Consider the following 13,416-nt stretch of genomic DNA (forward strand, 5'->3'; position numbering starts at 1 on the left):
TGTGGGCTTTTTTTATACAATCAAATCAAAATTATGGAGGGAATATTATTTCCTGTTTTAGCAGGAATTATAGGTGTAGCAGTAGGTTTTTTTATTGCTAAAATGTTAGAAAAATCTAATGCAAATAAATTAATACAAGAAACAAAAAAAGAGGCTAATAGCATTCTTAAAGAAGCTAAAGTAGAGGCTGAAGCAATAAAAAAAGATAAAATATTACAAGCCAAAGAGAAGTTTATAGAATTAAAATCAGAGCATGAAAAAGTAATTTTATCTAGAGAAAAGAAAGTTTCTGATGTAGAAAAAAGAATTAGAGATAAAGAGAGTCAAGTATCATCAGAACTAGATAAGAACAGAAAACTTAATAAACAATTAGAAAAAAAAGAAGCTGATTTTGATTATAAATTAGAGTTCTTAGAAAAAAAAGAATCTGAGCTAGAAAAAATGCACAAGCGTCATGTAGACATGCTTGAGCAAATTTCAGGTTTATCTGCAGATGAAGCTAAGACAGAATTAGTTGCATCATTAAAAGATGAGGCAAAATCTGATGCAATGTCTTTCATACAAGATACCATTGAAGAAGCTAAAATGACAGCGCAACAAGAAGCTCGTAAGGTAGTTTTAAACACTATACAAAGAGTAGGAGTAGAGCAAGCTGTAGAAAATTGTGTGTCGGTATTTAATTTAGAATCAGATGACGTTAAAGGTAGAATTATTGGTAGAGAAGGGCGTAATATTCGTGCTTTAGAATCTGCAACCGGAGTTGAGATTATTGTAGATGATACGCCAGAGGCAATTATTTTATCGTGTTTCGATCCTGTTCGTCGTGAAATTGCTCGTTTATCAATGCATAAATTAGTTACAGACGGAAGAATTCACCCAGCAAGAATTGAAGAGATTGTAAAGAAAACCGAAAAACAAATCACTCAGGAGATTATTGAAGTTGGTAAACGTACTGTTATTGATTTAGGAATTCATGGTTTACATCCCGAATTGATTAAAACTGTAGGACGTATGAAGTATCGTTCTTCTTATGGTCAAAATTTATTACAACACTCACGTGAAGTAGCAAATCTTTGTGGTATTATGGCAGCTGAAATGGGATTAAATGCTAAAGCAGCTAAACGTGCAGGTTTATTACACGATATAGGTAAAGTACCTGAAACAGAAAGCGAATTACCACACGCATTATTAGGGATGCAATGGGCTGAAAAGTACGGAGAGAAGCCAGATGTATGTAATGCAATTGGAGCTCACCACGATGAAATTGAGATGAAGAGTTTAATAGCTCCTATTGTTCAAGTTTGTGATGCAATTTCAGGAGCAAGACCTGGTGCACGTCGTCAAGTATTAGATTCTTATATTCAACGTTTAAAAGATTTAGAAGATATTGCTTTTGGATTTAACGGAGTTCAAAAAGCTTATGCAATTCAAGCGGGGCGTGAATTAAGAGTTATGGTAGAAAGTGCTAAAGTTAACGATACTAAAGCTGCTGAATTATCATTTAATATTTCTCAAAAAATTCAGAATGATATGACGTATCCAGGACAGGTTAAAGTTACTGTAATTAGAGAAACAAGAGCAGTAAATGTGGCGAAGTAATTATTAAATTATAAAATATAAAAATCCCTCATCAATTTTGATGAGGGATTTTTGTTTAATCATGGTTTCTTCTTGATTTACCTCTTTGTTCAGGCTTTCCTTTTCTATATTTATTGTTGTCGTTTTTGTAAATTTTATGTTTACGTCTTTTTATAACTTTACTACGCTTGCCAATTTTTGCATTAGGTAATGCTCTGTAGTAATAAAAGTTTTTATCTTCTCTAAACTGACGATAGTTTCTTCTAAAGTCTTTTCTGTAAAAATATACATCGTCATAATCAAAAATATCTCCTATGTTTATGTCGATATTTACATCAACTCCATCATCGTAATAATAATGATCATTTCCATAATAGTGATGTCCTCCTGATTTTACATGTCCTCTAAACCTTGGGTTTCCCCATCTATCATATTGAATATGTAGATTTCCAACCTTAAATAAGTTTCCGAATTTGTATCTCATAAATACACTACCAATTCTTTTTACATTTCCCCTGGCATCGTAATTTATATATACGTTTCCAACACTTCTAACACGTCCTCTTCTATCTCGTTTTATACGTACACCATAGTCAGAATATCTATCGTAGTGAGTGTTAAAATCGAAATCTCCATTTAAAAACACATGAAATTGGATTCCTCTTTCTACAAAGGTAACCGCTTCATTATAACGGTATGTAACCCCAATTTTGCTAGTTGATTTTTCAATGTTGTCGGCATTTACAGTTGTTAATGACATCATTGCTAATAATAAAAGTATCCCTGTTCTCATAATTGCTAATTTTAGGGTTATGCTTACTCTATATGCTTTTCGGCTTCCGCAGTTGTTATGTAATTTTCCAAAGAACGTGCCAAAAAATATTTTAAAGCTTTTTAAAAGTAATAATATAAAGTGATTTTTTACTTTAAGCTACTGATATTTAGTGTCTTTTTTAGGATTAAAAAAATAATTTATTTCTCCCCGTAAAAAGTTCTATATTTATACGACTTACTTGAAAACTTATACTTACGAATGATAGCAGCTATTGATAAAAATTTACAAAGAGGGATTAAATTATTAGAAGCAATTAGTGATGAACAATATAGTGATACATCTATTCCGCCTTATTATTCGAGCATAGGGGCCAATATGAGACATATTTTAGACGTTTTTACCTGCATTTTTAATGGGCTAAATAAAAACTGTGTTGATTTTTCTGATAGAGAACGTAATCATTTAGCAGAGCAAAAAACAGCTTCAGGAATAGCATATTTTAATGAAGTTATAGAGCAATTATATTGTTTGAAGACAGAAGATTTTGATAAAATTATTTCTGTTACTGACGATTTAGGAACAGGGAAAGTAACAGCAAATTATACTTTAAGCAGTGCTTTAATCCAGGCACATAGTCATGCAATACATCACTTTGCCAGTATAGGTTTTATTATAAATCAATTAGGAATAGAGTTACCTGATGCAGATTTTGGGTATAATCCTACAACACCTAAGAAAATATTAATAAAGTAGTAATTAATAATTTATCGGTTAATATACACCCAACCTTTTTTCATAACGTTTAGCTTATCGGGTGAGTTACCTAGCTCTAAATAATAAAAATACGTAGCAGTAGGAAGTTTGCTTTCTTTGTTTAGTGTAGCTCTACCGTTAGAGGTTCCATCCCAATTATTCTTGTAATTTAAAGTTTCATAAACTAGGTTTCCCCAACGATTATAAATTGTTAATTTATTATGTGTATAGTTATTAACTTCATCAAAGACCAAGAAGTCATTAAGACTATCTCCATTTGGAGATATTAGAATGTTATTGTTATTACTTATTTCACTATTTAACAAAGAACCAATAGTTATTACTTCGTAATTATTAGGTGTAAATGCCGCCGATGTAATTGTTCCTTCAGACAAGTCTCCGGTAACTTGCATTACATTTAAGTTTACCCATTGATTTTCTGCTTTGCTCCAGCCAACAACTATTAATTGAGAAATTTGATTAGCTATTGATGTAATATCACTACGGTTATTCCATGTTAATGTAATTTGAGTTTCATTATTTCCATCTAAATCCCAAAACTCAATATTACTTACGTTTTCGATAACAGCTTGTTTTTGATCTGTTAAAAAAACTGAAGTAAATGTTGAAGGGAAATTTGGGTTTTCGTAAAAATAAGCTCCTTTGAACACATAATATTTATCATGGTTTGGCAAACTCATAGGACGCAACATACTTCCATCTCCAATTGGGAATGTAAAATTTGTAGTATTTTTATTTCCTTGTTCTACTAAGGCATAACCATTAATATGTCTAGAGTTATCTTCCCCGGCATAAAAATCATAGTCTAAAAATTGAAGAGAAATAGAGTTGTCGAGTCTAGGTGTGACAATTTGCCCGTTTATAAAGTCTAATTGATTACGAATTTTTAAAGAGTTGTAAAGTTCTATATTTTGTAAAGCATCAACTTCTACATTAAAAAAACTAACACTATTAGTACCGGAAATCGTTCTTACTTCATTATCAGCATAGAAACCAGCAAAACCTGTGTAATTATCTAGAGTACCATTGTTTACTACGTTGGTATGAAAACCTATTTTGGCGTCGTTATGTAATTGCACATTTCCAACATTGTAAAATGCATTTTGAGCAAGTAATGAACTAGAAAATAATATGAAAAATAGATTTTTCATTTAAACTATTTATATGCTGTGTATAATACAACAAGGTTTTCGGAGCTAGCATTATTAGTTCTATTTACATTAATAGTAAAACCATTTGTATTAAAAGAGGTCATGGAAGCTGTAATTTTACCGAGATCATTACCATTTTGATCACTATATCTTAAACCTATACAGTTTGAAGAAGATGCAAACCTTGAAATATCATTTATAGAATTACCACTACCTCCAATATAAATAACTTGTTGTGTTATTGTTCCAGAGTCATTTCTAGCAAAACCGTTCATTGTACCAAAAGAATTAGCAATGCTTCTGTTGTTATCACCTATATTATTGTCTAGATCTAAGTTAAAAGATTCAACATTTGCGTGAGCTACAAAAGTTATTTGAGAAGGTTGAAAAGGTAGTGTATTTATAGTAACATTTCCGTTTGTATTAATTATAAAAGCACCAGTATATACAGTTGGTCCTAAATATACACCACCATTGGCTCCAGTAGAAATTTGATTATTACTTTCAGAGGCAATCAATTTTTTCTTTTCAACAACACCGTTTGTATTGGTTGTTAGTATATCATTATTTGTAGTAACAGTAGATATATCTCTAATACGTACTTTACCATTAACATCTAAACGTTCAGAAGGGATAGTGGTATTTATACCAACATTTTGATTAGATTGAAGAATTCTAACTGCTTCAGTATTGTTTGTTCTTAAAGATAAATCTTGAGCATCAGTAGTTCCAATAAAATTATTTGTAGGATTTGTGGCTGAGTTACCAGTAACTTTCCAATTATTATTAATATTGTTTAGAATATTACTAATACTTACCCATCTAGTTCCATCACTCTGTACCTTTAATGTAGTATTATTGTTTATCGTAGATGTATCTGTGTTTGATTCGTTTCTGTAAGTAGAAGAATTAATGTTTCCACCAGATACATTTTTAATTATGTAGATTCTTCCTTTACAGGTATTTGCTGTAGGAAAGTTAATTGTAACGTTAGCTGTAACAACTACTGTATGATGGTCTTCATTAAGTGTAGTGTTAGAGTTAATTTGTTCAATAGATTTAGAGACAGATCCCTCAATTTGTAAAGTCGAATTAGCTATTAATTTAGGGTTTGTAACACCTCCGTTTGAAGGTGCATTTATATTGTCTGTTACAGAATATTGATTCTGATTAATATTAATACCAAAACGTGTTTTAGCATTCTCAGTAGCATTAGATCCTTGAACTCTAAAAAACTCTTTATAGAACTCTCCATTTCTATAGTCAAACCTTTTGAAAACAATAGGTTCGTTTCCATCATCGGCAATAACAAACTCCAAACGACCGTCATTAGTTGGACCAGCGGAACCTATTTCAAAAAAATCAGTACCTCCAGAACTACCTTTTAATCTAAAACTTCCATTAGAAGTTGTATAAAACATAGGTTTGTAAAAGCTAGCACCGTCAGCTCTAAATTGTAATGCAGATACACCATCAGAACCATTTAAATATACTAACGATTGGTTTGGGTTGTTATAATCAGTTCTAGTTGGTTCGTTTAAGCCTAATGTTTGTCTTCTACCAAACTCTAGCATAGAAACGTTATTAGAACGGATTTGCATTTTAACATCATCAATCGTTCCTAAAAAATTTGTATTCGTAGTTCCAGTATTACCTGTAATTAGCCAGTTATTCAAAGCAGGATTATCTATCCAATCTACACCGGTGCCTGTAGAGGTTAATATTTGACCAGAAGTTCCAGCAGAATTATTAATATCTAATAAGCTACTGTTAAATTCAGTAGGACTTTGTAAAATAATATTACTTGGGGCTGTTAACTGCATTGTTGAAGAAGCAGATAGTTGCATAGGGCCTCCTGTGGTACTTATTTGGGTACTGTTAATACCATTTATTTGTATAGTGTTACTAAATAGTTGTAGATAGTTTAAGTTTTGTAAAGTTAAACCAAAGCTATTGGTGCCGTTTAAAGTACGGTTTGAAGTTAAATCACCGTTGGCAGTATAGATATTTTGAGAAGCAATAGTAGAGCTAATTAACTTCCAACCGTCTACAGTGTCATATATTTTTATTTGACTATTGGTTGTATCGAACCAAACATCATTTTCAACAGGGTTGGTTGGTGCGGTTGTAGAAGTAGTAACGTTATTATTATTTACTTTTTGAATAGTTCCTTTATTATCTATAACCCTAACTTCTTGTGCATTGGCACTAAAAGAAAATAGTGCCAATGCAAAAGCTAGTATAAATCTTTTTATATGTTTAATGTTTTCAAGCATTAAGGTAAATTAAGATTTAATTATTTAGACCAATGAACTTCGATAATATCTTCGGTAGTTATTGACCAATCATATGGAGCTGTATTGGTAGGAGCTAATGAAACAGAGGCAGGGTCTGTAGCAGTTGCCCCAGCTATAATACTATAATCTCTATTAGCAATCAGTTTTGCACCATTTCTATATACACTAACATTTTTAAACTCTAATGTTTGAGGAGCGTTTGTAAGTACTAAAGTTAAGGTAGCAGGATTAGCTGTAGCAACAACTGCAGGTGTAGTAGTACTATCAAAAATATCATGACCACTTTGGATTAAATCACTTAACAGTAATTTTTTTACTTGACCAGTAGCTTGATCTCTTACTAAAAGAGTGTAACCAGTAGTAGAAATACCATCAGCTTGTCCTGCATCAGCAGTTGCAGCAGCACCGTTTTCAACAACTGTATTATTTAGGTTAAAATTAATACCATCAATAGTAAAGTTACGATCTGTAGTACCATCATTTAAAGTGATTGTAGTATCACTATTTAAAGTTCCTCCCAATTGAATAGTGGTGGTAGTGGTATTGTTAGTAGTATTAGTTAATGTAGTAATACCATTTTGAGTTTGGATGTATTTAATAGTACCTTTATTGTCTATAACTCTTATAGTTTTATTTACTCCAGTTTGAATGTCTTTATTTGCAGGAGCAATATCTACACCAGTGATTTGCGCACTAACAGTACCAATAGCCAATAAACTTAAGACAGCTAATGTTAATTTAAATTTGTTTGTAATTGTTTTCATGAATTGATAATTAAATTGTTTTTAAGATTTTTAATTAAGGATTGTTATTAATAAAGTTGAACTATTCGTATTTCATCACCTGCATAGCATGTTGCTTCAGGTTCTATGGTAATCGTTGTGGCATTATCAACAGTAAAGTCTATTCTAACTCCGTTTCTGTATACATTAATTTTATCAGTTGTATATAATGTAAGCCCCGTAAAAGTTACCTGACCGTCAGTTGCTATAATTTTTATAACTTCTTCATTTAGTAGGTTAGAAGCAGCGGTTCTTTTTAAAACGCCAGTAGTTCTGTCTACTGTAACGATATCATCAGTAGTAGTGCTTCCATTTTCTAAACCACTAATAGCTAATGTATTTGTAGTACTAGTTTCAATAGTGGTAGGTTGAATTAATACACCACCTAATTGAATAGTATTACTAGCATTTATTAAAAGTCCGTTATTTGCAGATGGTGTTGTGTTAGATGTCACCCAAGTTGTACCATCATAAGCATAAATTATACCAGTGGTTGTATCTACATAAACATCTCCAGAACTTGGATTCGGGGCAGTACTATTATTAGGTGTTCCATTTCCTCTTCTAGGGTTGTTATCTATAGAAATCCAATTTGTTCCATCCCAAATACTGGTGGTATTATTTTGAGAGTCGTTAATCCAAAAATCACCTATTTCATTATCAATAGGAGGTGTGGAAGAAGTAGTTACGTCAATACTTTCTCTAGTTCCTGAAGAACATAAACTTCTCCATGAGCTACCATCGTACATGAAAACACAATTCTGGTCAATGTTGAAAACTAAAGCACCTCGCAAAGGTTGAATTGCATTCATTTGAGTGCTGGTCATTCTACTTATAACTAAAACTTTGTCAGAACTCTCTAGTTCTAGGATAGAGCTTAAATGAATTGAAGAGGGATTATCTCCAACTTTTACTTGAGAAAAGGTTGGGATAATAGCACAAACAAGAATCAAAGAAAAAAGTAATCTTCTTTCCATTCAGTTAAATAATTAATTGTTCTTAAGACTCGGGGGGATTCTTAAAAAATACATGGACATGTATTCGCTTACAAATGTAAGAAAGATTTTTTATTTAGAAAGACGTTTAATTTTTTTTGTATATTTTTTTAGTAAAAAAATTTCATAAAGAAAACTTATCGAATTTTTATATGGAGTGTTGAAATTTTTATGGTTCGTAATAGCGATATTAAAAAGAGATTTCCAATGTACCCTTATAGCTTTTAAGGCTTTTAGATAGGTATAATTTTGTGAATCGTAAATATGAGTAGGTTCTGCTATAATTCCGTTGATTTCTAGTATTTTAAAATTGACACCCTTTTCTAGCTCCTCAAAAGTATTGTACTTTAAATCAATTCGTCCATAATACCAACCGGGAATTGATTTACTTAGTTTATCAAAAGTGTCAGTTAGTTTATCATTTATCAAATGATTACCATTAATAAACTGAGTTCCCTTAGAATGATTACCTATAGCAGTAAGTTTAATAACCTCATTTTTAACAGGTATTTCTGTAAGTTTATTTTGATGAATTTTAAAAAATAAATCGACGTATAATTTAGCTCTTTTATCAGCTAAAATTAATTCTTTTAAAGTAGAGGTCCCGTCTCCTGTAACGGATAAAAAATGTTTTAGAGTTAATGAAGAAATTTTTCCAGAATCATCCTTTGGGTTTCTATGATAAAATATCCCACACTCATTTTTATAATCTAAAAACTCTTGAATAATAATGTCAATGGAGTATTTTTCAAGATAGTTTTTTAATGTTTCTTTTGTAGTTATTTTTTCAACTAATAAACCTCTAAAGCCAACATCTGGTTTTGCTATTAAAGGAAAATTAATTTTTTGTTCTTTGATATTTTTACAAACAGTTTTAAAATCAGTTTTTGGTTTAATTAAAACTGTTTTAGGTCTATGTTGTTCAGGAACTAATAAAATTGTTTCGTACTTACTTTCAGTTCCATTTCCAGAGCTTTTTATACATGGATTAGTTGCACTAAAAAAAGCTAAATGTTTGGCTTTGAAGGCTAGATAAAAAGCGTAAGGAAGATTAGGAAGATAAAACATAGCGGATGGCCAATGCTCCCAGTCTGTTATTTTTTTTATGGAACTATTTTTAATCAAAAGTTATTTGCTAAAAAGGTGGTCTAATATAGTTTTAAAAGTTTTAAAGCCATAATATACGGTAAATAGTATTAGCAACACACCAACTGCGAGCAGACCATATGCAATAAAAACTTTTGGAGCATCTTTAAAAGCACGTAAGGCTTTAAAAGCAATACTTAATACTAATGGAGAAATAATTAACAACCCTAAAAAAACTAAGAGCTTTTTTATACCAGCTTCAAAAGTAGTAGGTTTATTCATTTGTATAGTTTTTTATTGCTTCACGAACATTTCTATATTTTTTTAATAGCTCGCTAGCAGTTTCTTGGTCGATATTTAATTCAGAAGCTAACATTTTTTCTCCTCTATCTACTAATTTGTTGTTAGACAATTGCATATCAACCATTTTATTTCCCTTAACTCTTCCTAATTGAATCATACTAGCTGTAGAAAGCATATTCAATACTAATTTTTGTGCTGTTCCAGCTTTCATTCTAGAACTTCCAGTCACAAACTCAGGGCCTACAACAACTTCAATAGGAAATTGAGCAGTTAATGCTAAGGGACTTCCTTGGTTACAGGTTATACAGCCTGTAATAATACCGTTATTGTTACATTCTTCTAAAGCAGAAATAACGTAAGGTGTAGTGCCAGACGCAGCAATACCTACTACAATATCTTTTGATGATATTTGATGCTCTTGTAAATCTTTCCATCCTTGATTCGTTGAATCTTCAGCGAATTCAACAGCTTTTCTAATAGCATAATCACCACCAGCGATTAATCCAACAACTAACTCGTGAGGAACGCCAAAAGTAGGAGGACATTCACTAGCATCTACAATTCCAAGCCTACCACTGGTACCAGCACCAATGTAAAACAATCGACCACCTTCTTTTAATTTTAATACAATATGTTTCGTTAGTTTTTCTATTTGAGGAAGTGCTTTTTCTACAGCGAAAGGAACTGATTTGTCTTCTTTATTGATGTTAAACAGTAATTCAGATACACTCATTTTTTCCAAATTATTATAGTTGGAATCTTGTTCGGTTGTTTTTGTAAACTTCATGCTTCAAATTTACTAATTAAAAGTTTTAAGAAATTAGATTGTTGTGATTATAATTTTATGGTGTCATAATTATAAGTCAAAACAAAGTAATGGGGGTGAATAATAATTCGGCGGACATTATTGTTTAATAATTTGTTTGGTTTACTTTTTTAATAGAAAAAGCAGGTGATTTATCACCTGCTTTTGAATTTTATATAACTAATTAATTATATGTTTTGTAAAATATTATTAAGAGTTTTACTTGGCTGCATTACTGCATTAGCTAAATCATCATTTGGTTCATAATATCCACCAATGTTTACAGCTTTACCTTGTACAGAATTTAATTCTTCTACAATTGTCGCTTCATTAGTAGCCATTTTTTCTGCTATAGGAGCAAATTGAGATTTTAAATCAGCATCTTTGTCTTGAGAAGCTAAAGCTTGTGCCCAGTACATAGCTAAATAAAAATGAGAACCTCTGTTGTCTAGCTCACCAGTTTTTCTTGAAGGTCCTTTTTTATTATCTAACAATTTGCTTGTCGCATCATCTAAGGTTTCTGCTAATATTTTAGCCTTGGTATTATCGTTAGTTTCCCCTAAGTGTTCTAAAGAAACTGCTAATGCTAAAAATTCTCCTAAAGAATCCCAACGTAAGTGATTTTCTTCTACTAATTGTTCAACATGTTTTGGAGCAGATCCACCAGCACCAGTTTCAAATAATCCACCACCGTTCATTAATGGAACGATAGATAACATTTTAGCTGAAGTTCCTAATTCTAAAATAGGGAATAAGTCAGTTAAATAATCACGTAAAACGTTTCCTGTAACAGAAATAGTATCTTTTCCTTCTTTAACTCTTTCTAAAGTATATTTGGTAGCCTCTATTGGAGATAAGATTTTAATTTCTAAACCTGTAGTATCGTGGTCTTGTAAATATTTTTCTACTTTTTTGATGATTTCTGCATCGTGTGCTCTTTCTTTTCCTAACCAGAAAACAGCAGGAGTTTGTGTAGCTCTTGCACGAGTAACAGCTAACTTTACCCAATCTTGAATAGGGGCATCTTTAGTTTGACACATTCTCCAAATATCACCCGTTTCAACAGTGTGTCCTAATAATACAGTTCCATTAGCATCGATAACTTCAACTTTTCCGTCAGTAGTGATTTCAAAAGTTTTATCATGAGAACCATATTCTTCAGCTTTTTGAGCCATTAAGCCTACATTAGGAACTGTACCCATAGTAGTTGGATCAAAAGCTCCATTTTTAATACAGAAATCGATAGTTTCTTGGTATAAACCAGCATAAGAACTATCAGGAATCACAGCTTTAGTATCTTGTTGTTTTCCTTCTTTATTCCACATTTGTCCAGAAGTACGAATCATTGCTGGCATAGAAGCATCAATAATTACATCAGAAGGAACGTGTAAGTTAGTAATTCCTTTGTCAGAATTAACCATTGCTACATCAGGGTTACTAGCATAAATAGCTTCAATATCTGCTAAAATCTCTGCTTTTTTATCAGCTGGTAATTCTTCTAGGTTACTCAACAAGTTACCAAATCCGTTGTTTACATCAACCCCAATTTTTTTAAATGTATCACCGTGTTTAGCAAATAAATCTTTAAAGAAAACACGAACAGCATGACCAAATATAATAGGGTCTGAAACCTTCATCATGGTTGCTTTCATGTGTAAAGAGAATAAAACTCCTTTATCATTAGCGTCTTTAACCTGTTCTTCTAAGAAAGTTAACAATGCTTTTTTACTCATAACAGAAGCATCAATTACTTCTTCAGCTAGTAATGATACCTTTTCTTTTAAAACAGTTTTGTTTCCATTAGCATCAGTATGTACAATTTGTACATCTGTAGCATTTGGTACTGTAACTGATTTTTCACTGTGTGCAAAATCTCCTTCAGTCATTGTTGAAACATGAGTTTTAGAGTCTGTACTCCAAGCTCCCATTGAATGAGGATTCTTTTTTGCGTAATTTTTTACAGCTTTTGGAGCTCTACGGTCAGAGTTACCTTCACGTAAAACAGGGTTTACTGCAGAACCTTTTACTTTGTTATAACGTGCTAAAATAGCTTTTTCTTCATCGGTAGTAGCTTCTTCAGGGTAATCAGGTAAAGAGTATCCTAAAGCTTGTAGTTCCTTAATTGCGGCTTTTAATTGAGGTACAGAAGCAGAGATGTTAGGAAGTTTAATAATATTAGCTTCTGGCTTTTTTGCTAAATCTCCTAAAAAAGCTAAAGCATCTTCTACTTGTTGTTCTTTAGGTAAAAAATCTGAAAAGTTAGCAAGAATACGACCAGCAAGAGAAATATCTTTGGTTTCTACTTCTATGTTAGATGATTTTGTAAAAGCTTTTACGATTGGTAAAAACGAACGAGTAGCTAATGCTGGAGCTTCATCCGTTTTTGTGTACATAATTTTAGCAGTCTTATTCATATGTATAAGTAATAAATTAAATTATATTTTGAAGTGACGCAAATTTAAGAATTACGGCTGAGTTTTTTGATGGTAAATTATTATTAATTAGTGTGTTTTGTTGTGAATATGATAATTTAAAGAGGTGAAATAGAGAATTTGTTATTAAAAATAAAAGCCATATCAAACAATTTCTTGTAATTGATATGGCTTTCTTGAAATAGTAAGAGGTACTGATTTATATTACTACATTATCAAATAAACGGTGTTTATGCTTTTTCCTTAGATAAAGCTACGTTACTACCTCAAAAGAAACTTTACCTTATAAATTATGTCACCTATAAAATAAAAGTTTCGATGTTTTTAAACAGGTTAGTCCAGCTAAATTTAAACCAATAATACTTATAAACTTATAACTAGAAAACTATAAATTATTAATAACTTACAATTAATCAAAAATTATGATGATCGTATTTA

The 13,416-nt window shown here is 31.4% G+C and carries 11 protein-coding genes; 2 read left to right on the forward strand and 9 right to left on the reverse strand.

Features of this window, described 5'->3' with window-relative positions; translation table 11 throughout:
- The first annotated feature begins 33 nt into the window (after positions 1-33).
- Entirely contained in the window at positions 34-1,599 is a 1,566-nt protein-coding gene (gene rny / locus NH341_RS13155) for a ribonuclease Y (protein WP_047789620.1), read from the forward strand.
- A gap of 55 nt (positions 1,600-1,654) precedes the next feature.
- Here the strand turns inward: rny and NH341_RS13160 are convergent, their stop codons facing one another.
- Positions 1,655-2,371, reverse strand: coding sequence for a hypothetical protein (locus NH341_RS13160; RefSeq protein WP_073183261.1), 717 nt, complete (start codon positions 2,369-2,371; stop codon positions 1,655-1,657).
- A 240-nt stretch (positions 2,372-2,611) separates the two neighbouring features.
- Between NH341_RS13160 and NH341_RS13165 the strand changes: the two genes are divergently transcribed.
- Entirely contained in the window at positions 2,612-3,106 is a 495-nt protein-coding gene (locus tag NH341_RS13165; RefSeq protein ID WP_047789621.1) for a DinB family protein, read from the forward strand.
- Positions 3,107-3,117: 11 nt separating this feature from the next.
- Here the strand turns inward: NH341_RS13165 and NH341_RS13170 are convergent, their stop codons facing one another.
- The 8 genes from NH341_RS13170 to NH341_RS13205 form a co-directional block, all read right to left on the reverse strand.
- Positions 3,118-4,278, reverse strand: coding sequence for a gliding motility-associated C-terminal domain-containing protein (locus NH341_RS13170; RefSeq protein ID WP_047789622.1), 1,161 nt, complete (start codon positions 4,276-4,278; stop codon positions 3,118-3,120).
- Positions 4,279-4,283: 5 nt separating this feature from the next.
- Entirely contained in the window at positions 4,284-6,554 is a 2,271-nt protein-coding gene (locus tag NH341_RS13175; RefSeq protein WP_047789623.1) for a hypothetical protein, read from the reverse strand.
- 20 nt (positions 6,555-6,574) lie between these two features.
- Positions 6,575-7,339: a hypothetical protein gene (locus tag NH341_RS13180; protein ID WP_073183255.1), complete on the reverse strand. Its 765-nt coding sequence runs from the start codon at positions 7,337-7,339 to the stop codon at positions 6,575-6,577.
- Between the two features lie 47 nt (positions 7,340-7,386).
- Positions 7,387-8,334, reverse strand: a complete 948-nt coding sequence (locus NH341_RS13185) for a hypothetical protein (protein WP_073183252.1) — start codon at positions 8,332-8,334, stop codon at positions 7,387-7,389.
- 90 nt (positions 8,335-8,424) lie between these two features.
- Positions 8,425-9,477, reverse strand: coding sequence for a hypothetical protein (locus NH341_RS13190; RefSeq protein WP_159490664.1), 1,053 nt, complete (start codon positions 9,475-9,477; stop codon positions 8,425-8,427).
- Positions 9,478-9,480: 3 nt separating this feature from the next.
- Positions 9,481-9,720, reverse strand: coding sequence for a DUF6095 family protein (locus NH341_RS13195; RefSeq protein WP_047789626.1), 240 nt, complete (start codon positions 9,718-9,720; stop codon positions 9,481-9,483).
- A complete protein-coding gene (gene murQ / locus NH341_RS13200) occupies positions 9,713-10,528 on the reverse strand; it encodes an N-acetylmuramic acid 6-phosphate etherase (protein WP_047789627.1) in 816 nt (271 codons plus the stop codon). Before murQ ends, NH341_RS13195 begins: the two co-directional genes overlap by 8 nt.
- 206 nt (positions 10,529-10,734) lie before the next feature.
- Positions 10,735-12,960 carry an NADP-dependent isocitrate dehydrogenase gene (locus NH341_RS13205; RefSeq protein WP_253057180.1) on the reverse strand — a complete coding sequence of 742 codons (2,226 nt, stop codon included), beginning with the start codon at positions 12,958-12,960 and terminating at the stop codon, positions 10,735-10,737.
- Between the last annotated feature and the right edge of the window lie 456 nt (positions 12,961-13,416).

The sequence above is a fragment of the Tenacibaculum sp. XPcli2-G genome (assembly GCF_024124505.1).
In the GTDB taxonomy this organism is placed as follows: domain Bacteria; phylum Bacteroidota; class Bacteroidia; order Flavobacteriales; family Flavobacteriaceae; genus Polaribacter; species Polaribacter mesophilus.

What these genes read in the sequence shown, in the direction of transcription:
- rny (WP_047789620.1), top strand. Translation starts at nt 34, where the DNA reads ATGGAGGGAATATTATTTCCTGTTTTAGCAGGAATTATAGGTGTAGCA.
- NH341_RS13160 (WP_073183261.1), bottom strand. Translation starts at nt 2,371, where the DNA reads ATGAGAACAGGGATACTTTTATTATTAGCAATGATGTCATTAACAACT.
- NH341_RS13165 (WP_047789621.1), top strand. Translation starts at nt 2,612, where the DNA reads ATGATAGCAGCTATTGATAAAAATTTACAAAGAGGGATTAAATTATTA.
- NH341_RS13170 (WP_047789622.1), bottom strand. Translation starts at nt 4,278, where the DNA reads ATGAAAAATCTATTTTTCATATTATTTTCTAGTTCATTACTTGCTCAA.
- NH341_RS13175 (WP_047789623.1), bottom strand. Translation starts at nt 6,554, where the DNA reads ATGCTTGAAAACATTAAACATATAAAAAGATTTATACTAGCTTTTGCA.
- NH341_RS13180 (WP_073183255.1), bottom strand. Translation starts at nt 7,339, where the DNA reads ATGAAAACAATTACAAACAAATTTAAATTAACATTAGCTGTCTTAAGT.
- NH341_RS13185 (WP_073183252.1), bottom strand. Translation starts at nt 8,334, where the DNA reads ATGGAAAGAAGATTACTTTTTTCTTTGATTCTTGTTTGTGCTATTATC.
- NH341_RS13195 (WP_047789626.1), bottom strand. Translation starts at nt 9,720, where the DNA reads ATGAATAAACCTACTACTTTTGAAGCTGGTATAAAAAAGCTCTTAGTT.
- murQ (WP_047789627.1), bottom strand. Translation starts at nt 10,528, where the DNA reads ATGAAGTTTACAAAAACAACCGAACAAGATTCCAACTATAATAATTTG.
- NH341_RS13205 (WP_253057180.1), bottom strand. Translation starts at nt 12,960, where the DNA reads ATGAATAAGACTGCTAAAATTATGTACACAAAAACGGATGAAGCTCCA.